Source organism: Labrys sp. (in: a-proteobacteria) (genome assembly GCF_047605565.1).
Lineage (GTDB): Bacteria > Pseudomonadota > Alphaproteobacteria > Rhizobiales > Labraceae > Labrys > Labrys neptuniae.
The window spans coordinates 72,355-93,764 of record NZ_JASGFM010000022.1 but is presented as its reverse complement, the minus strand read 5'-3'; the positions used below and the strand labels follow the sequence as shown (position 1 = coordinate 93,764).

The following is a 21,410-nucleotide window of genomic DNA, read 5'->3' as shown; positions in this document are numbered from 1 at the left end:
ATACCCTGCCCTGTCCTCTCCCTTTCGCAGCAGACAGAAGAGACATCGCGATGTATCCCCGATATGTCCCCTGCCCGGGGTGATTGCATACGCATGTAGGATCAGCAGCTGCGGATACGTTGCGATACAATCGGGACATCGAGGCGACCGTGACCGCGGCCTCCAAGGCCTTTGTGTCGTTGTGTGGCAAGGCAGGCCTCCTTCTACAATCGGGTACAAGAAGCTGCCGCCATCGACACATCCGAGATACCTCGTCCCTGCCAGATCGGGGCCTTCCTGCCGGCGCCCTACACGACTGGGCACGGCAATCCGATTGCACAGGAGACGATGATGGCCCTGCTTGTTATTGCCTATCTCGGGGGCGTTCTGACCATTCTCAGCCCCTGCATCCTCCCCATCCTTCCTTTCGTGTTTGCCCGGACCGGGCAACCCTTCCTGCGCGGGACGCTGCCCATGCTCACCGGCATGGCCTGCACCTTCGCGCTGGTGGCGACTTTGGCGACCGTCGGCGGGAGCTGGGCCATCCAGGCCAACGAGTTCGGGCGCCTCGCCGCCATCGTGCTTCTGATCATATTCGGCCTGAGCCTGCTCTCGCCACGCCTCGCCAGTGCGATCACCTTGCCGATCGTCGACTTCGGCAATCGCCTGCACAGCGCGTCCACGACCTCAGGCAGGTCAACGGCCGCCCGTTCGCTCGTTCTCGGCGTGGCAACGGGCCTGCTCTGGGCGCCCTGTGCCGGCCCGATCCTCGGCCTGGTGCTGACGGGCGCAGCGATTCAGGGGGCCAATGCCGAGACGACGCTGCTGCTGCTTGCCTATGCCGGCGGCGCCGCCACCTCGCTGGCCGGTGCCCTCCTGGTCGGCGGCAGGCTGCTTGCCGGCATGAAGCGTTCGCTCGGCATCAGCGCGCGCATTCGGCAGGGCCTGGGCATCGCGGTCCTGGCCGGCGTCGGCGTGATCGCCCTCGGCCTCGACACCGGCCTGCTGGCGCGCCTCTCCTATGCCGGGACCGTGAGCATCGAGCAGGCCATCCTCGACGGGCTGCATGTGGATCCGCGGACCGCCATGGCATCCGGTCTCGCCGGCAGCGGCATGCTGATCGCGAGCGCCAACGCGCAGACGCCCTTCCGCAGCACGCTTCCCATCGAGAGCAAGGCCCCGTCGCTCGACGGCGCCGTCGCCTGGCTGAACTCGCCGGCCCTCGACACGGAGCAATTGCGCGGCAAGGTGGTGCTCGTCGATTTCTGGACCTATTCCTGCATCAACTGCATCCGTACCACGCCCTATGTCCGCGCCTGGGCTGAGAGATACAAGGACCAGGGACTGGTGGTCGTTGGCGTGCATGCGCCCGAATTCGCCTTCGAGAAGAAGCTCGACAATGTCAGGCAGGCGGTCAAGGATTTCGGCATCGCCTATCCGGTGGCCGTCGACAACGACTATCGCATCTGGCGCGCCTTCGGGAACAGCTATTGGCCGGCCTTCTATCTGATCGATGCGCGTGGCCAGATCCGCTACCACCATTTCGGCGAGGGCAATTACCGCCAGACCGAGCAGGCGATCCAGGATCTGCTGCGCGAAGCCGGCAGCGACAAGCTGGCGAAAGAAGCGGTCGCACCCACGGCGAAGGGCGCCGAGGCCAGTCCCGATCTGAGCAATCTCGGTTCGCAGGAAACCTACCTCGGCTATGGCCGCGCCGACAATTTCGCCTCGGCGGAACGGGTGTCGCCCGACGCGGCCCGCGACTATTCCGTCGCTGATCCCGGGCTCAACCAATGGGGCTTGTCGGGCACTTGGACCGTCGGCGCCGAACGGGCGGTTCTCGACAAGGCAGGCGGCGGCATCACTTATCGCTTCAGCGCCCGTGACCTGCATCTCGTGCTCGGTCGCGGCGCTGCCGGCAAGCCCGTGCGCTTCCAGGTCAGCGTCGACGGCAAGGCTCCCGGTCCCGACCATGGGGCCGATATCGATGCGCAAGGAAACGGCCTGGTCGCCGAAACGCGGCTCTACCAGCTCGTGCGCCAGTCCGGCGGGGTGACGGCCCGGACTTTCGAGGTCCGCTTTCTCGACCCCGGCGTCGAAGCCTATGCCTTTACCTTCGGATGACGGCTTCTGGAGCACACAGTTCCATGTCTCGATATGGAATGGCTTCGATGCAACGGGCGAAAGCAGCGTGCCCTTTCAAAATTTTTCTTGAACATTCGTTCCCGAATATCTAGATGATCGACATGGCAAGATTACGGGAATTCGACACCGACGCCGCGCTCGATGCCGCGATCGGCGTGTTCAGGGAACATGGCTTCGAAGGCAGTTCGGCTCAGATGCTCGTCGATGCCATGGGGATCGGCCGGCAAAGCCTCTATGCCGCCTTCGGCGACAAATGGCAGCTCTATTGCGCCGCAGTGCGCCGCTATGGGCTGGGCGAATGCTCCGCCCATTTCGAGGCCCTGCGAAGCGGTGCGCGCGGCATGGACGGCATCAAGGCGATGCTGCGCCGGGTGGTCGACACGGCCAATCAGCCTTGCCTCAGCACCGGTTCGGTCTACGAATTCGGTGCGTCTCGTGCCGATCTCGCCGAGATCAATGCGTCATTGGCCAGAAGCCTGGGCGGTGTCCTCGCCGGCCGGGTCCGGGATGCGCAGCGCGAAGGCGACGTCGCCGCCAATCTCGATCCGGAAAGGACAGCCGAGTTTCTGGTCGCCAGCATCGCCGGCATCCGCATTGCCGGGCGCAGCGGCTCCGACCGCCGAATGCTAGCCAGCCTGGCCGACATGGCCTTGAGGGCCCTGCGCTAGGTCTTTTTTTTCATAATTCAGGAACGAACGTTTAATATTGGAGCCAAATCAATGAAAGCCATCGTAATGAATGGAATCGGCGGAAGCGACAGGTTGAGCTATGCCGAGCGCGCCGAACCGGCACCTGGCCCCGGCGAAGTCCTGGTCGAGATCGCCTTTGCCGGCGTCAACTTCATGGATATCGGCGTCAGGCAGGGCATGGCCTGGACCGAAATGCCCAATCCCAAGATATTGGGCGTGGAAGGTGCCGGCCGCGTCCTGGCACGAGGCGATGGCGTCGCGGACTTCGAGCCGGGCCAGCGCGTCGCCTGGGTCTATGCGCCGGGCAGCTATGCGGAACGGATCGCAATGCCGGCCACCACGCTGGTGCCCGTGCCCGACGCGATCGACGACCGGACTGCCGCTTCGATCATGATGCAGGGGCTCACGGCCAGTCACTTCGCCACCGATTTCTATCCGGTTCAGCCCGGCGACATCGCCTTCGTCCATGCGGCAGCCGGTGGCGTAGGGCTACTGCTGACGCAGATCATCAAGCTGCGGGGCGGCCAGGTCATCGGGCGGGTTTCGACGCCGGACAAGGTGGCCATGGCCAAGGCAGCCGGCGCCGACCATGTGATTGTCGACACCGAGGGGCGATTTGCCGAGGATGTCCTGCGCCTGACCGACGGGGAAGGCGTCCACGTCGTCTATGATGGTTCGGGCCCCACCACGTTCCAGGGCTCGCTCGACATCTTGCGCCGGTCCGGCACGTTCTGCTGGTATGGCCCGGTCCTTGGCGGCCCCGGCCCGCTCGATATCATGAGTCTGCCGCGGAGCATCAAGATCGGCTACGCAACCTTTTTCGATCACATCCACACGCCCGAACTGCTGCGCGGGCGCTCGGCCCAATTGTTCGACTGGCTGGCGGAGGGCATGCTCGAGGTTCGGATCGGCGGCGAATATCGATTGGCCGACGCGGCCAAGGCCCATGCAGACATGGAAAGCCGCAAGACCACCGGCAAGCTGCTGCTCGTTCCGTGACGGTCGGGGCCTCCCTTTCGCCGAAGCCCGGATCGGACCGGTCCTGACAGTGCTGGCCCGATGGGCATTCCCATCTTGGTCTTCCCTTGTCGGGGCCCGCCATGCTTTGCTTGGCCGAATCCGATGAGGGAGACCGGCGTGGGCGCAGACGATATTTCCGCATTCGCAACAGCCGCTGAGCTCGGCCGCCTGCTGGCGGAGGGGCGCGTGACCTCCGAAGCCATCACGGGCCGTGCCCTGGAGCGCATCGCCGCCCATGACGGCGCCCTTCATGCCTTTGTCGGCGTCTTTGCGGAGGAAGCGCTCCAGGCGGCCATCGCCTCCGACCGGCGCCGATGCCGCGGCGAGAGCCGGGGCTTTCTCGACGGCGTGCCCTATGCCGCCAAGGACCTGTTCCACGTCAAGGGCTGGCCGACAAGGGCCGGTTCCAGGGCGCTCGGTTCCGAGCCCCAGGCCGTGACGGCCAATGCCGTAACGCGCCTGACCGAAGCCGGCATGGTGCTCGTCGGCAAGGTCCAGACCGTCGAATTCGCTTTCGGCGGTTGGGGCACCAACCATATCACCGGCACGCCGCTCAATCCGCGGGACCCGGATGTGCCCCGGGCACCCGGCGGCTCCTCCAGCGGATCGGGCGTGGCGATTGCCGCCGGCCTGGTCCCGGCAGCGCTCGGCACCGACACAGGCGGCTCCATCCGCAATCCGGCCGCGATGTGCGGCATCGTCGGCCTGAAGACCACCGTCGGCCGGATCGGACGCGGGGGCCTGCTGACCCTCGCCACCTCCTTCGACAGCGTCGGCCCCCTCACGCGTTCGGTCGAGGATGCCGCCCTTCTCTTCGCCGCCATGGCCGGGCGGGATCCGCTCGATCCGGCGACATTCGGCGTGCCGCCGGTCGCGCTGTCGAGCGCGCCGGAGCATGACCTTGCCGGCCTCCGCCTCACCATCCCTGCCCCACGCGACCTTGCCGGGGTCGATCCCCACGTGCTCGAGCGGTTCCGCGCAGCGCTCGCCGACCTCGAGGCGCTCGGCGCAGACATCCGGGAAAAGGCGATGCCGCGCGCGCCGGAAGCCTATATGGCGCTGACCGGCGAATTGATGTCGGCCGAATCCTGGCACCATCTCGGCCGCTATGCCGGACCTGACGATAGCCCGGTGCATCCGGACGTACGGTCGCGCATCCTCAAGGGCCGGGAGATCGACGGTGCCCGCTACCAGGATCTCCTGGAGCAGCGGCGTGCCGCACAGATCGAGTTCGCCGCTTATCTGGAGGGCGCGGATGCGCTGCTGACGCCCACGGCTCCGATCCTGCCGCCGCCGCTCGCCGAGATCGACGAGACGAAGACGCCGCTCGGCACCTTCACGCGCTTCGTCAACCTGATGGACATGGCCGCGCTCAGCGTCCCCACCGGCCTCGTCGGGACCCGCCTGCCGACCGCTCTGCAGATCGCGGTACCACGCTTCGAGGAAGCCCTGGCCCTGCGCATCGGCCGCGCCCTGGAAATCCGCCGCGGCGGGCTGTTCGAGCCGCCGCCCGCCTATCAGGCGCCCTGAGCCATGCCGTCTGAGCGGAATGATTGACCGATCACCACGCGAGGCGGGGTGTTCGGACCTACCCCTTTCAAGGTGTTCCACACCATTGAGCTTTTGTGCCTGCCGTTGAAGTTGCGCTGCCCCTCACCTTACCTCTCCCCGCAAGAACGGGGCGAGGAGATCCCGGCGTCGCGTTTCATGCAGAAAACCTTCCGTCTCGCCCAACGGCAGGGCGAGATGAAAGCTCTGAGGACAGATCGCAACGCTTGCGCCCCCTCGCCCCGTTCTTGCGGGGAGAGGTAAGGTGAGGGGCAGCGCCAACCTTCGTAATCCCAATAGGTTTCGGACTGTGAGCAAACACCTTGAAAGAGGTGGTCTTCAGACCTGCTCCCCAAAACTGTCGCTCAGAGTAATGGCTTTCCTTGAGGCAGGCCTTTCATGACCCGGTCTTATTCCCCGCTCGCATAAAGCCAGCGCGCCACCAGTGCATCGGTGTCCGTGCCGAAATCGTCGCGTTCGCCTTCCGAGAAGACGGTGCCGTTCTTCACCACATAGACGTAGTCGGTGATGGCCAGTGCGGCGCGGATGTCCTGGTCGACCAGCAGCACCGCCTTCGACAGATCGCGCGCCAGGCCCTGCACGATGTCGTAGATGGTCTCGCTGGTCTGCGGGTCCACCCCCGCGGTCGGCTCGTCGATCAGGTAGACGGAGGGGTCGGCCATCAGGCTGCGGGCGATCTCGACCTGCCTCTGCTGGCCGCCGGAAAGCTGGCCTGCCGGCTGGCTGCGTTTCTCCCGGATGACGGGGAAGCGCTGATAGGCGCTATCGAGACGCTCGGCCAGCACCGGCTTCTTCGGCCTCGCATGCCACAGGCCGAGCTTGAGATTGGCCTCCACCGACAGATGGGCAAACAGGCTCGGCCGCTGCGGCAGATAGGCGACACCGAGGCCGAGCATCCGGAACGGCGGGCTGCCGGTAATGTCATCCGTGCCCAGCAGCACGCGGCCGGCACTGGGGCGCAGGAATCCGAACAGGGATTTCAGGAGGGTCGACTTGCCGGTACCGTTCGGCCCGACCACGCAGGAGATGCGGCCGGGCCAGGCCTTCACGGACAAGCCGCGCAGAATGTCGATGTCGCCGGTATAGCCGGCGACGAGATCTTCGCAGGCCAGCAAGCCGGGCCGGTCGCTCCAGCGGGGCTCGGCGGGGGCCGGAGCCGGACTCATCTCAAGGCCCTCCCATGCGCGTGCCGGTATAGGCGCGCACCACGTCGGCATTGCGGAGCACGTCCGACACGGCGCCATCGGCGATCTTGCGGCCCCGCGCCATCACCAGCACGCGGGTGACGACCGAGCGCACCGCATCGAGATTGTGGTCGACCAGCACGATGGTGTGGCCATCCCGGTTCAGGCTGCGGATATGCCCGACGATCTCGTCGAGCAGGCGCGGATGCACGCCGGCAAAGGGTTCGTCGAGCAGGAGCAGGCGCGGCCGCAGCATCAGCGCACGGCCGAGTTCCAGCAGCTTCTGCTGGCCGCCGGAGAGCGCGCGCGCATAATGATCGGCAAGGTGCTCGAGCCTGAGGAAGGCGAGCACGCCGCGGGCCCGCTCCTCGGCCGTTGGGCGGCGTTCCGAGGCGTCCGACAGCGCGGGAACGATCAGGTTCTCCATCACCGTCATGCGCCGGAACAACCGCGGCACCTGGAAGGTGCGCGCGATGCCGCGGCGGGCATAAAGATGGGCCGGCTGGCCCGCCATGTCGGCGCCCTCGACCTCAATGCTGCCGCCATCGGGCTTCGACGCCCCCGTGACCATGTTGATGGTGGTGGTCTTGCCCGAACCATTGGGGCCGATCAGGCCGAGGATCTCGCCGCGCTGCAGGGTGAAGGACAGGTCCTCGACGGCATGAATGCCGCCGAAATGCTTGGCGAGACCGTTGACGGAAAAGAAGGCTGCGCTCTCACTCGGCATGGCGTTTCCCGGCTGGTTGGCCTGCTTGCCTGGTCCGGCGCGCACGGCTCCAGCGTTCGATCAGCGGAAAAAGGCCGTTCTGGGCAAAGCGCTGAACCAGGATCAGCACCAAGCCCATCAGGACGAAGCGCCATTCGCCATAAGCCCTGAGGAATTCCGACAGCACGAAGACCACGACGGCACCGATGACCGCGCCGGGCAGGCTCTCGATGCCGCCGATCACCGCCATGGCGATCACCAGTCCCATCTCGGGCAGGATGGCGATGTTCGGCGTCAGAATGCCGATGAAATGCCCGTAATAGATGCCGGCCACGGCGGCGATCATGCTGGTGACGACGAAGACCAGGATCTTGTAGCGCGTCGTGTCGATGCCGCTGGCCCGCGCCGCGCCCTCATCCTCACGAATGGCGCGCAGGAACAACCCGACACGCGTCGCCAACAAGCCGTTCATCGCCAGCATGGCCGCAACGACGAGGCCAAGGCCGAGATAGTAATAGGGCAGGTCCGACCGGCCCGCGAACAGGGTCGGCACCGGCAGGCCGAGCATGCCGCGGGTGATGCCCTCCTCGGCCACCAGCACCATGCGGAAGATCTCCGCGAGGGCGAGCGTGAACAATGCGAGATAGGGACCGGATAACCGCAGCACCAGGGCACCGATCAGCGCGCCGGCGATCGCGGCGAGGATGATTGCCAGCAGCATGGAAAGGGCGAGCGGCAAGCCGAGCAGGCTGGTGCCGAGCGCCGAGCCATAACCGCCAAGGGCGGCGAAGGCGACATGGGCGAAGGAGAACTGCCCGGCGAAACCGGCAAGCATGGCCCAGCTCGCCGCCAGCAAGGCGTAGTACCAAGCGATGGCGCCGACATGGATCCAGTAGGTTCCGGCGCCCAGTGGCGCGAGCAGCGCCGCGATCAGCAGGATGGCCTGGACGACCTGGGACAGGGAGAATCGCGCCATGGTCTGCCTGGCCTATTCGAGGCGCAGATGCGAGCGGCCGAAAAGGCCGGTCGGCCGCACGAGCAGGGTGATGACGAGCAGCAAGGCACCGAAGGCCTGGGTATAGGCCAGCGCCCGGTTGGGATCGGGCAAATAGCCGACGCCGAGGCTCTGGACGAGGCCGAGCAGGATACCGCCGACGATCGAACCGCCGACCGAGCCCATGCCGCCGAGCACGATGATGATGAAGGCCTGCACGCCCGGCAGGTCGCCCATCGAGGGCGACAGCGCAAAGACCGGTGCGATCAACGCGCCGGCCCCGCCGGCCAGGGCCGAGCCAAGGCCGAAGGCAACCGTATACATGCGATGCGGATCGATGCCGATGACGGCCGCGGATTCACGGCTCTGGCTGACGGCGTCGAGCGCCTGGCCGAGCGTCGTGCGCTTGAGAAAGAAGGCGAGCCCCGCCAGCAGGATCACCGCGACGACGGCCGCAATCAGCCGGTCATAGGGCAGGATCAGCGGGCCGGCGATCAAGACCCCCGCCATGAAGGAGGGCGGCGATTTGGCGAACGGCCCGAAGACGACGAGGCCGAGATTGGTGAGCAGGATGGTAAGGCCGAAGGTGACGATGATGGCATATTCGTCCTTGCGCTCGACCTTGTCGGTATACATCGGTGCGATCACCAGCCGCTCGAAGGCGACGCCGAAGACGAACAGGCCGATCATCGCGCCGGCGACGCCGAGCAGCGGATGCAGGCCGAGGCCGGTGATCAAATAGTAGGAGGCATAGCCGCCCAGCATATAGAGCGAGCCATGGCCGAAATTGACCACCTTCAGCACGGAGAAGACCAGCGTCAGGCCGGAGGCGATGAGCGCGTAGATCAGGCCGATCACCAGCCCGTTGACGGCGAGAAGAAGAAAATAGCTCATGATCCCCTCACCATCGGCTGCGACGGGCGAGGACCGGCGGAAAAAGCCGGCATCCGTCGGTACGCGCCATCAAGGCAGGATCTTGTCCGTGGTCGCCCAGTTCTTGGGATAGACGATGGCCGCCTCCTCCGGGCTCTGGTTCTCCGCCGTGTACTGGATGATGGTGAAGGGCACATCCATGAACTGGTGGAAGGCCCAGGCCGGGGTTTTGGTCGCCGGGAAATTGTAGGTGGCGTTGGCGCCTTCATACTTGACCGCCTCCAGGGCCTTGACGATCGCGGCGCGGTCGGCGGACCCGGCCTTGCGGATGCCTTCGACCACCACGCCCAGCGTATCATAGGCTTCCAGGGCAACGCCGGTGGGCGCCCGCTTGTAGCGCTCGGTGAAAGCGGCCACGAACGCCTTGGCCTTGTCGTTCCATTGCGACTTCGGCTGGGCGACATTGACGATCAGGAGGTTCTTGGCACAGGCACCCGTGACCTCCCAGACCTCCTTCTGCAGCAGGCCGGACGAGCCGATCAGCTTGGTCTCGGCGGTCGGGGCAAGGCCGAGCTGGCAGGCCTGCTTCACCAGCTGGTACTGGGCCTGGCCGGCGATCACCATCTGGATGGCGTCGGGGCGCGGGCTCTGGCTCATCAGGCGCAGCAGGGCCGGGGTGAAATCCTGCTGGTTCAGGTCGATGGTGACCAGGGTGTTGGCAACGTTCTTGGCCTGGAGTTCGCTGGCGATGATCTTGGCGCCGCCCTGACCGAAATCGGTATTCTCGGCGATGATGGCGACGTTCTTGAAGCCCTGCTCCACCGTCCAGTCGGCGGCCTTGACGTAGACCAGCGAGTTGGCGGGAGAGACCCGGAAGACCTCCGGATATTGCTTGGCGGTGACGTCGTCGGCCCAGACATCGGTGCCGACCCAGGGCACGCCATATTTGTGCGCCTCTTCGATCTCGGCCAGGGCCACGGAAGAATGGAACTCGCCGAAGATCGCCGAAACATTGTTCTTGGTGATCAGCCGGACCGCCGCCGCGCTGCCTTCCGCGGGCTGGCCCTTGGTGTCTTCGTAGATGACCTGGAGCTGGCGGCCGAGCACGCCGCCGGCCTTGTTGATCTCGTCGACGCCGAGCTGCACGGCCCACTGCATCTCCTGCCCGCCGGAGTAATTGCCGGGCGGGGAAAGGGGCCCCACCCAGCCGAGCGCGATGGGCTCCTCCGCCAGGGCCGGCGTCACGGCCAGCGACATAGCGAGCATGGCGAGCGCCCCGAGACGGCTGCGGGTCGAGTTGTTCATGCCGATGTCCCCCTTCTCGTTCTAGTGCTTTTTTTCAGACAATTACACCCGTTGGTGAATTGCAAATAAAAAGTCACCCGCCGAAGCGACGGGTGCTGTTGAGATCAATAATATCATTACAATTTCTTCGTCACCTCCGGCTCATCGCGCGTGACGAAAGCCGCGAACACAGCAAAGTTCTCACCGGGAAGCTCGCCGCTGCCTCCAGTATTTCTCAGCGAAGAACCGCATGACCGACGCAACCCTTGCAGGTCCCTCCACGAAAGCTGCCCAGGCGGGCAAACAACAACGTCAAGGTTTCAATGGCGCCCGCCTGGATGGGCGGACGCCGGTGGTGACCGCCTCAGCGCAGCGACCTGAAGGCGGCGCGGACTTCCTGCACGAACAGCTCCGGCTGCTCCCACGCCGCAAAGTGGCCGCCATTCTTCGCCTCGCTGAAATAGACGAGGTTGTGATAGCAGCGCTCTGCCCAGCTCCGGGGGGCGCGATAGATCTCACCGGGGAAGACCGTGACGGCGACCGGCAGTTCGGGAATGTCGACGGCGTTGAAATTGTTGGAATGGTCTTCCCAATAGATGCGGGCCGCCGAAGCGCCCGTCTGGGTCAGCCAATAGAGGGAGATGTCGTCGAGCATCTCGTCCTTGGTCAGCACCTTCTCCGGATCGCCGCCACTATAGGTCCAGGTCGCAAATTTCTCGTACATCCAGGCGGCCATGCCCACGGGAGTATCCACCAGGGAATAGCCGATGGTCTGCGGGCGCGTGACCATCATGGTCGCGTAGCCTGAACTGTCCTTGTAGAAGACATCGAGAGCGTCGAAGGCCCGCCGTTCGTCCGGCGTGAGATTTGCCGGCGCCGGGCCACCGGCCGTCAGGATCGCGGCGATTTCCTTGGGCACCGTTCCCGGCATGTTGACGTGGATGCCGATCAGGCCGGGCACCTTCTGCAGGGCCATGCGGTGGGAGATCACCGAACCACAGTCGCCGCCCTGCGACACATAGCGCTCATAGCCGAGGCGCCGCATCAGCACGGACCAAGCCCGGCCGATATGGTCGGAGCCCCAGCCCCTGGCCGTCGGCTTGCCCGAGAAGCCGAAGCCGGGGATCGAGGGCACCACCAGATGGAAGGCATCCTCGGCCTTGCCGCCATATCTGGTGGGGTCGACCAGCGGATCCATCACCTTCATGAATTCGAGGATCGAGCCCGGCCAGCCATGGGTCATGATCATCGGCATGGCCTTGGCGTGCGGCGAGCGGATATGGATGAAATGGATGTCGAGGCCGTCGATTTCGGTCACGAACATCGGCAGGACATTGAGCCGGGCCTCGACCTTGCGCCAGTTATAAGATTGCGCCCAATAGGCCACCAACGGCTTCAGCCTTGCCAGCGTCACCCCTTGCGAAAAGTCGGACACCGTCTCTTCAGGCCAGCGCGTGGCACTTAAGCGCCGGCGCAGATCGACGATATCCTCCTCGGCAATGGCAATCTTGAAGGGCCTGATATCGCTCCCGGCTTCCGCCGCGTAGAGCGCGGTGGGGATCAGGCCGACGAGCGCTGCGGCGGCGGCCGATTTGAGCAAACTGCGTCGGGACGTACCGAAATCATGCGAAGGCAAATTGCTCGGGGAAGACGAATTGGTCGAAGACATCTTGTTTGAAGACATGGGGCAACTCCATTCATTTCACGGCAGCCCGGCCGCCGGTGCCCTGTCTTTGGCGATGCCATGTTTGCCCGATATGTCCCCGCGGCCCCCGATCCGCATCCTGCTGTATCCGGCTGGCGTGCCGATACATTGCCATACAGGCGCCGTTCCCAAAGGCCACCCATGCCGGCGGCTGCGATGGTCGATTGTATCACTGTGTATCGAGGCGGAACGGGCTTACACAGCCTTTCAAATCCAGGCGATGGCGACATAAGGCCGATACAGTGTTGCGGCTTTTTACGGTCACAACTTCAGCAATCGGGAATCATGTCGATGTCGGAACAGATCGATCAATCGCGCCGCGGCCTGCTCGGCACCCTGGCGTTCGGTGCCGTTCTCGCGCAGCTCGGCGCAATCGGTACCGCCAGTGCGCAAGCCAATTCCTCCGCGCCCGCCTCCGGCCGTGGCACCCACACGTCCTTCGCCGCGCTCAAGCAGGTCAGGGCCGGTGTGCTCGATGTCGGCTATGCCGAGGCCGGGCCGGCCGATGGCGCGCCCATGCTGCTGCTGCATGGTTGGCCCTATGACATCCACAGCTATGTCGATGTCGCGCCGATCCTGGCGGCCGCCGGCTACCGCGTGATCGTGCCCTATCTGCGCGGCTATGGCAGCACGCGCTTCCTCTCCGCGGACACGCCTCGCAATGGCCAGCAGGCGGCGCTGGGCAGCGACATCATCGCGTTCATGGATGCGCTGAAGATCGAGAAGGCCGTCATCGGCGGCTATGACTGGGGCGCCCGCACCGCCAATATCGTCGCTGCCCTCTGGCCCGAGCGCTGCAAGGCGCTGGTCTCGGTCAGCGGCTATCTCATCGGCAGCCAGGAACTGAACAAGGCGCCCCTGCCTCCGAAGGCTGAACTGCAGTGGTGGTACCAATATTATTTCGCCACCGATCGGGGCGCGGCCGGCTATGCGAAATATACCCATGATTTCGCCCGGCTGATCTGGGAGCTCGCCTCGCCGCAATGGAAGTTCGATGATGCGATCTTCGCCCGTTCGGCGCAGGCCTTCGACAATCCCGACCATGTCGCCGTCTCGATCCATAATTACCGCTGGCGGCTCGGCCTGGCACAGGGCGAAGCCAAATATGACGCGCTGGAAAAGAAGCTCGCCGCCTTGCCGACGATCACCGTGCCGACGATCACCATGGAGGGCGATGCCAATGGTGCGCCTCATCCGGAACCGGCGGCCTATGCCAAGCGGTTCTCCGGCCGCTACGAGCATCGCCTGATCACGGGCGGCATCGGCCACAATTTGCCGCAGGAAGCCCCTGAAGCCTTCGCCAAGGCGATGCTCGACGTTGCCCGTTTCTGAACCAGGCGAAGGAGCTTCCTGATGAAGACCTCAGTGATCATGCCCTTGGCCGGGGCCTGCCTCGTGGCTGTGGTCGTCGCCGCGGCCGGGGCACTCGCCCAGGACACAGACATCACCAAGAGCAAACCCAAGCCGGCCTCGCCGATCTATGGCGTCACCATTCCGGACGGCTACCGGCAATGGGAACTGGTCGCCCCGGCGCTGGAACACGAGCCCCTCAACGAACTGCGCACCGTGCTCGGCAACAAGACCGCGCTCGACGCCTATCGCGCCGGGACCCTGCCCTTCCCCGACGGGACAGTGCTGGTCAAGCTTGCCTGGAAGCATGTCCAGTCGCCTGAATTCGAATCCGCCTTGGTGCCGGGGCCGGCGACCACGGTGCAGGTGATGGTCAAGGATTCGAAGAAATATGCCGCGACGGGCGGCTGGGGGTTCGGGCGCTTCATCGACGGCAAGCCGGTGGACCAGGCCCAGCATGAGACCTGCTTTGCCTGCCATGAGGCGCGCGTGAAGGCGCGTGACTATGTCTTTACCAAGCTGGCGCCCTAAAGCGCCCTGCTCCTGACGATCCGGGAATTCACATGCCGCTTCATCTCATCCTGTTCGCCGTCGCCGCCTTTGCCTGGCGCCTCATCACGCTCGTGATTTCGGCACGGCACGAGAAGGCCTTGAAGAGGGACGGCGCGACCGAATATGGCGCGAAGAACAGCATCTTCCTCGCTGCCTCTCACGTGCTCTACTACATCTGCGCGGTCGCCGAGGCGGCGGCCGGCCTACATGAGCCGAACACGCTGGTGTCTGCCGCGGGCATCGTGATCTATCTCGCCTCCGCCCTCGTCCTCGTCTCGGTCATCCGCTCGCTCGGCCGCCTGTGGACGATCAAGATCATCATCAGCCCGCAGCATCGGCGGGTGCAGAGCGGCTTGTTCTCGTTCGTGCGGCACCCCAACTATTTTCTGAATATCCTGCCGGAACTCATTGGTTTTGCTCTGGTTCTCAATGCCTATTGGACGCTGGTGATCGGCATCCCTCTCTATCTCATTCCCCTGGTGACCCGCATCCGGCAGGAAGAGGCCGCCATGCGCGCCACCTTCGCCCCCGAGATGTAGCCGGGCGTTTTCATCCTCCACCCGACACAGGCTGCGGGTGACAACCCGAAGGAAAATCCGATGAAGAACTTCGCGAAGGGGCTGGCCGTCGCCGGCGCCCTGCTGCTGAGCGCGCCCGCACTGGCGGAGAGCGGCAAGCCGACGGTGGTGCTCGTGCATGGCGCCTTTGCCGATGCCTCGAGCTGGAACGGCGTGATCCAGCGCCTCGAAAAAGACGGCTACCCCGTCGTCGCCGCCGCCAATCCGCTGCGCAGCGTGCGCGGGGATGCGGATTCCGTGGCCAGCGTGATCGACAGCATCAAGACGCCTGTGGTCCTGGTCGGCCATTCCTATGGCGGTTCCGTCATCAGCGAGGCAGCTGCCGGCAGGGCCAATGTCCAGGCCCTCGTCTATGTCGCGGCCTTTGCGCCCGATACCGGCGAGACCGCTATCGGACTCACGGGGAAGTTCCCCGGTTCGACGCTCGGGCCAACACTGGCCCCGCCGGTACCGATCTCGGGCGGCGGCAAGGATCTCTATATCCAGCAGGCCAAATTCCCCGATCAGTTTGCCGCCGATGTGCCCAAGGGCGAGGCAAAGCTAATGGCCGCCACGCAGCGCCCGATCGCCGAGGCCGCGCTCGGCGAAGCCTCGACCGAGCCGGCCTGGAAGACCATCCCCTCCTGGTTCGTCTATGGCGACAAGGACCGCAACATCCCACCGCAGGCTCTCGCCTTCATGGCGGAGCGGGCCCATTCCAAGCAGACCGTGGTGGTCAAGGGCGCTTCGCATGTGGTGATGGTGTCGAACCCGGCTGCGGTCGCCAAGCTGATCGAGACGGCGGCGCAGGCTGCACCGGCCAAATAGACCGGCACTGCCGTAAGGGCATGGAGCTTCGGCGACCGCTGCTCTCCCGTAGCCCACACGATGCCCGGGACTTTCAACGAAAGGGAGCCGTCCGGATTTCGAAACCGGACGGCTTCATCCAGGGCAGGTGTCAGGAAACCCGGCGCCACCCCCTTGGAGGGGGTGGCATCCGCCGAATATCGGCACAGGGATGTGCGAGGGTCCGTTCGCCGTGCCGCCTGCTCCTCAATTGTCCCGCGCGGCCGTGACGACCCGCTCGAGGAACTCGACCAGCTGCGGTTCGAACCGTTCGCCGAGAAGGCACAGGCAGTCATGGCGGTCGTAGATGATCGCATAGCCGCGCTCTTCGAGAAACGCGCCGATCGCCTGCGAGGCGTCGGCCGAGAGCGCCACGTGCTCGAACAGGATCGCGGAAGGGCGGTGACGGTCGAAATCGAAGGTGCGCAAGACGATGTCGTCGCAGCCTTCGACATCGACCACCAGCAAATCCGCCGTCTCGAATCCAGTTTCCCGGCAAAGCGAATCGAGCCGGCGCGTGGCGACCGGCACGGTCTCGATCATGCCGGGCAGATCATCATATTTGAGCTCGTGCATCATGATCGTCGGCAATGAGAAGCTGCTCAGCACGTCCTCACCGCGAACGATGTGGAAGTCTCGCCTGCCCTCCTCGGACCAGATTGCCTCGCCGCGAAAGACCAGCCCGGGGCATGCGTCGTAATGGGCACGCAGCCTTTCCATCGCAGCCGGTACGGGCTCGACCAGCAATCCGCGCCAGCCTCCCTGGATGACATGCCGGCTGATGGGATCGCCGCGCACGCCGTCATTGGCGCCGACCTGCACGAAGGTGACCGGCGCCGCATCGGGCTTGATCCTGGAGAGCACGTAGTCGACGATCTCGGCGAAGATGTACTTCGTGTTGCGCGGCTCCTTCTTGCAGAACACCGAGCTCGAAAGGCCGGCAACGCCGGGATAGACAGGTCGGTTCATCGCAATTCGTCACTTTCTTTCATCGTGGTGAGGCGGCATGCCACTTCGCAAGGACATGGCCCTTCGGGTGCGACGGCTTGTCGGATGCCGGCGGCCGGTGCGAGGCTGGACGAAGACCATGCCTCCGCCACCCCACGATCGCCCGGTGGTGGGGCACCATAGGAAATCGAGGCAGAGATTGCCAGGGTAGCGCCGATCCTTGCCTTAGCCGATCCTTGGCTTGACGGCGAAGGTCGTGCCCCCTGCAACGGCGGCTCTTTGCTATCGTGAAACCGAGGCTGGCCCAGGAATTTCACATTGCAACAGGATTGCCGCGCTTGAGAGGCTCGGGACATGCACGCTACAGCAAGCCACACAAAAGGAGCTGAGCATGGTTCGTGAAAGCGAAATCAGGCAGAATGAGGTAGCGGTTACCCCTCCCGAGCCGACGGATGCGGGGCTGGTCTTCATTGGCCTGATACGGACGCCATGGACGTCCAGACTGATGGCGCCGCGGCAGGGGCGATCCGACGGACCGGTCTGCCGTATCGAGATCTTCGAGCCCTGGCAGGCAGCACTGGATGGCATCGAGCGCTTCGAGCGCCTGGAGGTGTTGTACTGGCTGCATCTGTCGCGGCGCGACCTCGTCCGTCAGAGCCCGGCCGACAACGGCACCACCTATGGCACCTTCGCACTCCGCTCGCCTGTCCGCCCGAACCCGATCGGCACCTCGATCGCGACGCTGGTGGCTCTCGAAGGATCGACCCTGCTGGTCCGCGGGCTCGATTGTCTCGACGGCACCCCGTTGCTGGACCTCAAGCCCGACCGCACCCTGTTCAAACCGATCGCACCGGAGCAGCCCGGCGATCGGGAGACGCAGGCCTGACATGGTCCCCTCACCTTCCTGTCCCGCAGCACTGCAAGCGGGAAGCAAGCCATCAGGGCCATAGCTTTTCGCGTACCCATTCCGTCGCTCCGTGCCGGTAGTGCAGGCGTCGATGCCGACGTTCCGTGTCGCCTTGCCAGAATTCCACTTCGCGCGGGGCTACGATGAACAGGCCCCAATGCGGCGCAACCAGATCCGGCCCTTGTCGCAAGCGCTCCCGCTGCAGTTCGAGCGCCTCCTCCAGCTCCCGTGGGGATGCCAGCCTCTCGCTTTGCCTGGCCGTGAGCGCAATCGCCCGCGCGCCCGGCGGACGGGCGAGAAAGTCGGCGTCGCGCTCATGCATGTCCGCTCGCCGGACCATGCCGCGAATGCGTACCTGGCGTCCGAGCTTCGTCCAATAGAAGGTCAGGGCCACCTGGGGGTTGAGCGCCATCTGGCGCCCCTTCGGGCCCTGGTCGGTGGATGCGAAATACCAACCGCGATGATCGAGATGCTTGAGGATGAGGATGCGCGCATCCGGCGCCCCCTGCTCGTCGACGGTCGAGAGCACCATGGCATGCGGTTCTTCCACCCCGGCCTGCACCGCATCGCGGAACCAGGAGGAAAACAAAAGCCGCGGATCGTCCGGCACCTCCTCCATGTCGAAGGTCGGTAGAGGACCGGCCAGCGACTTCAGGGCGCGTAATTCGTCCTTCATCATCGCACCTCACGGTCTCGATACGATCAATCGCAAGGATCCCTCGAAGAAGGGTTGGTGGCGCAGTCCACCGTAGCGATCGTCCCAGGTGCCATCCTCGAGATCGCGGCTGAGATCGGCCACGAAGCGCGCCCCGACGGCAGGATCGACGAAACTCCAGGCCGAGTTGGCAAGCCGCGCACCGGACTCGAGCAGACGCTCCGGCCTGCCGTAATAGGCTTCGCCGAACCCGTCGATGCAGTTGAGCGGGATGGGTACGGGCCGGATCTCGACATGCCCTGCGAGCGCATCGGCAATGGCCGCCATGGCCGGATAGCGGCGTGCCTCGACGGCGATCATCTCCGGGGCATAGGCATGCAGCCAGCAGCGTTCCAGCGCATCGGGATCGCAACTGAGAACCACCACCGGCCCACGCGTAACCCGGCGCATCTCCCTTAGCCCCTGTCCGAGATTCGCCCATTGATGCACCGTGAATGTCGCCATACCGGCATCGAAGCTGCGGTCGGGGAACGGCAGGCGTTCGGCCGTCGCGTCGATTGCAGGCGACAGATGAACCGGCCGCTGTGCCCGCATCGAGACGGAGGGCTCGACCGCCGTCACCTTGCGATCGACCGGTTCATAGGACCCGGCGCCAGCGCCGACATTGAGCACGGTTGCCGCATCGCCCAAGGCCTCCAGGATGAATTGCGCGATGTAAGGATCCGGCTGGCGGTAGGTCCTGTAGCCGCTGCCGATCACGCCGTAATCCGCGTCACCGGCGCTGCCGTCCCCGTGTCTGCCGTGCATGTCCTGTCTCCTGCGCTGGCTTGGAACAAGGCGGGGCATCTGTTTGCCGACCGTCCTTCTTTGTTCCAAAATGGGAAACTATATCGACCGGGAGATAGAAAACCCTATGATTTACAGAATGAAAATCGATATGATCGAACATTCGTTGTTCGGAAATTGCACATGGCAAGGCATATCCCCTCGCTGAACGCGTTGCGAGCCTTCGAGGCGGCAGGCCGACACGGCCTGATGACGCGCGCGGCCGAGGAACTCAACGTCACGCACAGCGCCGTCAGCCGCCAGATCCAGCATCTGGAGCAGGTTCTCGGCGTAGCGCTTTTCGAGGGCCCGAAGAACAGGCTGCGCCTGACCGATGCGGGTTCGACCCTGCTGGCCGGGCTGGTGAAGGCCTTCGACCAGATCGACATCTCGGTTCGCTCGGTGGCCGATATCGAGCAAGGGGCGCTGGACGTATCCTGCCCCGGCACCTTCACCATGCGCTGGCTCATTCCGCGGCTCTACCGCTTCCAGGCCGAGTTTCCCGAGATCGAAGTGCGCCTGACGGCCTCGTCCCGTCCCGTCAATTTCAGCAGGGACGGCTTCGACGTCGCCATACGTGTGGGCGCACCGCCATGGCCTGAGGGAGCTGACGTCATCGGCCTGTTTCCCGAGCAGACCGGCCCGGTGCTTGCTCCTTCGCTGGCCGCGGCATCGCCCAGGGGCCTTGACGGCGTACCCCAGCTTCACACACGGACGCGCCTGCGGGCCTGGGACGACTGGCATGCGCGTTCCGGACAGTCGATCGAGCCCGGGCCGCGCCTCGAGTACGAGCATTTCTACTTCATGCTGGAGGCCGCCCGGGCCGGCCTCGGCGTCTGTGTCGCGCCATGGCCCTATGTCAGCGAGGACACCCATTCCGGCCGGTTGCAGGCACCGATGGGGTTCCTCGACAGTGGCCACGACTATGTCGCCTTGCGCCGGGCGAGGCGCAATCGCAAGTCCAGCCTGTTTTGCGACTGGCTTCATGCCGAAGCCGCCGCCTTCCAGAAATCCGACCCGCCAACCACACGTGGCGCCGCGCCATAAATCTCAAAGGCGGAGCGCTGGAGCGCCCCGCCTTTGCATCGTCGCTACGGCCGCTCGGGCGGATCCGTCAGAGCCTGGCCGCGACGGCTTTTGTCTCGGTGTAATGTTCCATGACTTCCTTGCCCATCTCGCGGCCCCAGCCGGATTGCTTGTAGCCGCCGAACGGCCAGGCCGGGTCGCCGTAATTGTGGGTATTGATGCAGATTGTGCCTGCCCTGATCTTGCGGGCCATCATATGGGCGACCTTGAGATTGCGGGTCCAGACACTGGCCTGCAGGCCGTATTCGGTGTCGTTGGCAAAGCGCGCGACCGCATCGAGATCGTCGTCGTCATAAGATTGGACGCAGACCACCGGCCCGAAGATCTCCTCGCGCACGACACGCATGTCCCGGTTGGTCTGGGCCAATACCGTCGGCTCGACGAAATAGCCCTGATTGCCGATGATGCTGCCACCGGTCACGACCTCCGCGCCTTCCTCCCGGCCCGATTGCAGGAAGCCGGTAACCCTCTGGTGCTGTTCCTTGGAAACCAGCGGGCCGAGATTGACGCTCGGATCCAGGCCATGGCCGACCTTCAGCTTGCCCGCCGCTTCCGAGACCCCTGCGACCACCCGATCATAGATCGACTTGTGGGCGAACAGGCGAGAGCCGGCGGTGCAGCACTGCCCCTGATTGTAGAAAATCGCATCGGCCGTGCCGGCGATGGCGAGGTCGAGATCGGCGTCGGGAAACACGATGGCCGGCGACTTGCCGCCGAGTTCGAGCGATACGCGCTTGAGATTGCCGGCCGCTGCCCTGACGATGATCTTGCCGACCTCGGTCGAGCCCGTGAAGGCGACCTTGTCGACATCGGGATGCTCGGCGAGCGCGGCACCGGCGGTCTCGCCGAACCCGGTCACGATGTTGACGACGCCGGCCGGAAAGCCGGCCTCCTGAATGAGTTGGCCGAAGCGCAGGGCGGACAAGGGCGTCTGCTCTGCCGGCTTGAGCACGATGGTGCAGCCCGAGGCAAGAGCGGGCGCCAGCTTCCAGGCGGCCATCATCAGGGGAAAGTTCCAGGGAATGATCTGGCCGACCACGCCTACCGGCTCGCGCAGCGTATAGGCGTGCCAATTGCCCGCGCTCGACACCGGTATGGTCTCGCCGTTGAGGCGCGTCGCCCAGCCGGCCATGTAGCGGAACATGTCGATCGAGCCCTGGACATCGCCCTGGCGCGCATTGGTCACCGGTTTGCCATTGTCGAGCGCCTCGAGCTCGGCGAATTCGTCTGCATGCTGCTCCAGAAGGTCGCCGAGCCGCCAGACGAGACGGGAGCGTTCCGCGGGAGAAATCCGGGACCACGGCCCCGTCTCGAAAGCCCGGCGTGCGGCGGCAACCGCAAGATCGATATCGGCCTTGTCTCCCGCGGGGACCTCGGCGATCTTCTCCTCGGTCGCGGGATCCTCGACGGCAAAGGTCTTGCCGCTGCGAGCATCGACCCATTCCCCATCGATCAGGAGCTTGTGCCGCTTGGCGAGGAACGCCGCGGCAGCGGAACCGAGTGATGGTTTGCGGATTGCAATATTCATAAAATCCT

20 protein-coding genes are annotated in these 21,410 nt (G+C 64.9%); 10 read left to right on the top strand and 10 right to left on the bottom strand.

The window, feature by feature from the left end; all coding sequences use genetic code 11:
• The first annotated feature begins 330 nt into the window (after positions 1–330).
• The 4 genes from QM672_RS19535 to QM672_RS19520 all read left to right on the top strand — a co-directional run bounded on the left by QM672_RS19535 (position 331) and on the right by QM672_RS19520 (position 5,363).
• A complete protein-coding gene (locus QM672_RS19535) occupies positions 331–2,103 on the top strand; it encodes a cytochrome c biogenesis protein DipZ (RefSeq protein ID WP_415084558.1) in 1,773 nt (590 codons plus the stop codon).
• A 122-nt stretch (positions 2,104–2,225) separates the two neighbouring features.
• Positions 2,226–2,792: a TetR/AcrR family transcriptional regulator gene (locus QM672_RS19530; RefSeq protein ID WP_415084556.1), complete on the top strand. Its 567-nt coding sequence runs from the start codon at positions 2,226–2,228 to the stop codon at positions 2,790–2,792.
• Positions 2,793–2,843: 51 nt separating this feature from the next.
• On the top strand, positions 2,844–3,812 hold the full coding sequence (locus QM672_RS19525) for a quinone oxidoreductase family protein (RefSeq protein ID WP_415084554.1): 969 nt from the start codon (positions 2,844–2,846) through the stop codon (positions 3,810–3,812).
• Positions 3,813–3,950: 138 nt separating this feature from the next.
• Positions 3,951–5,363, top strand: coding sequence for an amidase (locus QM672_RS19520; protein WP_415084552.1), 1,413 nt, complete (start codon positions 3,951–3,953; stop codon positions 5,361–5,363).
• A 428-nt stretch (positions 5,364–5,791) separates the two neighbouring features.
• On the opposite strand, the gene QM672_RS19515 is transcribed toward QM672_RS19520, so the two are convergent.
• The 6 genes from QM672_RS19515 to QM672_RS19490 all read right to left on the bottom strand — a co-directional run bounded on the left by QM672_RS19515 (position 5,792) and on the right by QM672_RS19490 (position 12,112).
• Complete coding sequence (locus QM672_RS19515; protein ID WP_415084551.1) at positions 5,792–6,568, bottom strand: ABC transporter ATP-binding protein; 777 nt, start codon at positions 6,566–6,568, stop codon at positions 5,792–5,794.
• A gap of 1 nt (position 6,569) precedes the next feature.
• Positions 6,570–7,313 carry an ABC transporter ATP-binding protein gene (locus tag QM672_RS19510; protein ID WP_415084549.1) on the bottom strand — a complete coding sequence of 248 codons (744 nt, stop codon included), beginning with the start codon at positions 7,311–7,313 and terminating at the stop codon, positions 6,570–6,572.
• Positions 7,303–8,268, bottom strand: coding sequence for a branched-chain amino acid ABC transporter permease (locus QM672_RS19505; protein ID WP_415084547.1), 966 nt, complete (start codon positions 8,266–8,268; stop codon positions 7,303–7,305). The genes QM672_RS19510 and QM672_RS19505 overlap by 11 nt, the downstream gene beginning before the upstream one ends.
• A 12-nt stretch (positions 8,269–8,280) precedes the next feature.
• Entirely contained in the window at positions 8,281–9,180 is a 900-nt protein-coding gene (locus tag QM672_RS19500; protein ID WP_149249899.1) for a branched-chain amino acid ABC transporter permease, read from the bottom strand.
• A gap of 69 nt (positions 9,181–9,249) precedes the next feature.
• The gene (locus tag QM672_RS19495) at positions 9,250–10,464 is read right to left on the bottom strand and encodes an ABC transporter substrate-binding protein (RefSeq protein ID WP_415084545.1); all 1,215 of its coding nucleotides are present in this window, start codon (positions 10,462–10,464) and stop codon (positions 9,250–9,252) included.
• A gap of 343 nt (positions 10,465–10,807) precedes the next feature.
• Complete coding sequence (locus QM672_RS19490) at positions 10,808–12,112, bottom strand: epoxide hydrolase family protein (RefSeq protein WP_415084579.1); 1,305 nt, start codon at positions 12,110–12,112, stop codon at positions 10,808–10,810.
• Positions 12,113–12,439: 327 nt separating this feature from the next.
• Between QM672_RS19490 and QM672_RS19485 the strand changes: the two genes are divergently transcribed.
• Genes QM672_RS19485 through QM672_RS19470 form a run of 4 tightly spaced genes read left to right on the top strand, consistent with a single transcriptional unit; the run spans position 12,440 to position 15,435 of the window.
• Positions 12,440–13,480: an alpha/beta fold hydrolase gene (locus tag QM672_RS19485; RefSeq protein WP_367624537.1), complete on the top strand. Its 1,041-nt coding sequence runs from the start codon at positions 12,440–12,442 to the stop codon at positions 13,478–13,480.
• A 21-nt stretch (positions 13,481–13,501) separates the two neighbouring features.
• Positions 13,502–14,029: a cytochrome P460 family protein gene (locus QM672_RS19480; RefSeq protein WP_367624538.1), complete on the top strand. Its 528-nt coding sequence runs from the start codon at positions 13,502–13,504 to the stop codon at positions 14,027–14,029.
• A 32-nt stretch (positions 14,030–14,061) separates the two neighbouring features.
• Entirely contained in the window at positions 14,062–14,589 is a 528-nt protein-coding gene (locus QM672_RS19475) for an isoprenylcysteine carboxyl methyltransferase family protein (RefSeq protein ID WP_415084542.1), read from the top strand.
• Between the two features lie 60 nt (positions 14,590–14,649).
• Entirely contained in the window at positions 14,650–15,435 is a 786-nt protein-coding gene (locus QM672_RS19470) for an alpha/beta fold hydrolase (RefSeq protein ID WP_415084540.1), read from the top strand.
• Positions 15,436–15,660: 225 nt separating this feature from the next.
• Here QM672_RS19470 and QM672_RS19465 read toward each other — a convergent pair whose 3' ends face one another.
• A complete protein-coding gene (locus tag QM672_RS19465) occupies positions 15,661–16,422 on the bottom strand; it encodes an FkbM family methyltransferase (RefSeq protein WP_367624541.1) in 762 nt (253 codons plus the stop codon).
• A gap of 370 nt (positions 16,423–16,792) precedes the next feature.
• Between QM672_RS19465 and tsaA the strand changes: the two genes are divergently transcribed.
• Positions 16,793–17,287, top strand: a complete 495-nt coding sequence (gene tsaA / locus QM672_RS19460; protein ID WP_311943453.1) for a tRNA (N6-threonylcarbamoyladenosine(37)-N6)-methyltransferase TrmO — start codon at positions 16,793–16,795, stop codon at positions 17,285–17,287.
• Between the two features lie 52 nt (positions 17,288–17,339).
• Here tsaA and QM672_RS19455 read toward each other — a convergent pair whose 3' ends face one another.
• Positions 17,340–17,987, bottom strand: a complete 648-nt coding sequence (locus QM672_RS19455) for a pyridoxal 5'-phosphate synthase (RefSeq protein ID WP_415084537.1) — start codon at positions 17,985–17,987, stop codon at positions 17,340–17,342.
• Between the two features lie 6 nt (positions 17,988–17,993).
• A complete protein-coding gene (locus QM672_RS19450; protein ID WP_311943457.1) occupies positions 17,994–18,770 on the bottom strand; it encodes a class I SAM-dependent methyltransferase in 777 nt (258 codons plus the stop codon).
• Between the two features lie 162 nt (positions 18,771–18,932).
• Between QM672_RS19450 and QM672_RS19445 the strand changes: the two genes are divergently transcribed.
• Entirely contained in the window at positions 18,933–19,835 is a 903-nt protein-coding gene (locus QM672_RS19445; protein WP_311943459.1) for a LysR family transcriptional regulator, read from the top strand.
• Positions 19,836–19,902: 67 nt separating this feature from the next.
• On the opposite strand, the gene QM672_RS19440 is transcribed toward QM672_RS19445, so the two are convergent.
• Positions 19,903–21,402, bottom strand: a complete 1,500-nt coding sequence (locus QM672_RS19440) for an aldehyde dehydrogenase family protein (protein WP_311943460.1) — start codon at positions 21,400–21,402, stop codon at positions 19,903–19,905.
• Positions 21,403–21,410: the final 8 nt, after the last annotated feature.

Coding starts and splice junctions, on each gene's coding strand:
- QM672_RS19535 (WP_415084558.1), top strand. CDS start 331: ATGGCCCTGCTTGTTATTGCCTATCTCGGGGGCGTTCTGACCATTCTC.
- QM672_RS19530 (WP_415084556.1), top strand. CDS start 2,226: ATGGCAAGATTACGGGAATTCGACACCGACGCCGCGCTCGATGCCGCG.
- QM672_RS19525 (WP_415084554.1), top strand. CDS start 2,844: ATGAAAGCCATCGTAATGAATGGAATCGGCGGAAGCGACAGGTTGAGC.
- QM672_RS19515 (WP_415084551.1), bottom strand. CDS start 6,568: ATGAGTCCGGCTCCGGCCCCCGCCGAGCCCCGCTGGAGCGACCGGCCC.
- QM672_RS19510 (WP_415084549.1), bottom strand. CDS start 7,313: ATGCCGAGTGAGAGCGCAGCCTTCTTTTCCGTCAACGGTCTCGCCAAG.
- QM672_RS19505 (WP_415084547.1), bottom strand. CDS start 8,268: ATGGCGCGATTCTCCCTGTCCCAGGTCGTCCAGGCCATCCTGCTGATC.
- QM672_RS19500 (WP_149249899.1), bottom strand. CDS start 9,180: ATGAGCTATTTTCTTCTTCTCGCCGTCAACGGGCTGGTGATCGGCCTG.
- QM672_RS19495 (WP_415084545.1), bottom strand. CDS start 10,464: ATGAACAACTCGACCCGCAGCCGTCTCGGGGCGCTCGCCATGCTCGCT.
- QM672_RS19490 (WP_415084579.1), bottom strand. CDS start 12,112: ATGTCTTCGACCAATTCGTCTTCCCCGAGCAATTTGCCTTCGCATGAT.
- QM672_RS19485 (WP_367624537.1), top strand. CDS start 12,440: ATGTCGGAACAGATCGATCAATCGCGCCGCGGCCTGCTCGGCACCCTG.
- QM672_RS19480 (WP_367624538.1), top strand. CDS start 13,502: ATGAAGACCTCAGTGATCATGCCCTTGGCCGGGGCCTGCCTCGTGGCT.
- QM672_RS19475 (WP_415084542.1), top strand. CDS start 14,062: ATGCCGCTTCATCTCATCCTGTTCGCCGTCGCCGCCTTTGCCTGGCGC.
- QM672_RS19470 (WP_415084540.1), top strand. CDS start 14,650: ATGAAGAACTTCGCGAAGGGGCTGGCCGTCGCCGGCGCCCTGCTGCTG.
- QM672_RS19465 (WP_367624541.1), bottom strand. CDS start 16,422: ATGAACCGACCTGTCTATCCCGGCGTTGCCGGCCTTTCGAGCTCGGTG.
- tsaA (WP_311943453.1), top strand. CDS start 16,793: ATGGTTCGTGAAAGCGAAATCAGGCAGAATGAGGTAGCGGTTACCCCT.
- QM672_RS19455 (WP_415084537.1), bottom strand. CDS start 17,987: ATGATGAAGGACGAATTACGCGCCCTGAAGTCGCTGGCCGGTCCTCTA.
- QM672_RS19450 (WP_311943457.1), bottom strand. CDS start 18,770: ATGCACGGCAGACACGGGGACGGCAGCGCCGGTGACGCGGATTACGGC.
- QM672_RS19445 (WP_311943459.1), top strand. CDS start 18,933: ATGGCAAGGCATATCCCCTCGCTGAACGCGTTGCGAGCCTTCGAGGCG.
- QM672_RS19440 (WP_311943460.1), bottom strand. CDS start 21,402: ATGAATATTGCAATCCGCAAACCATCACTCGGTTCCGCTGCCGCGGCG.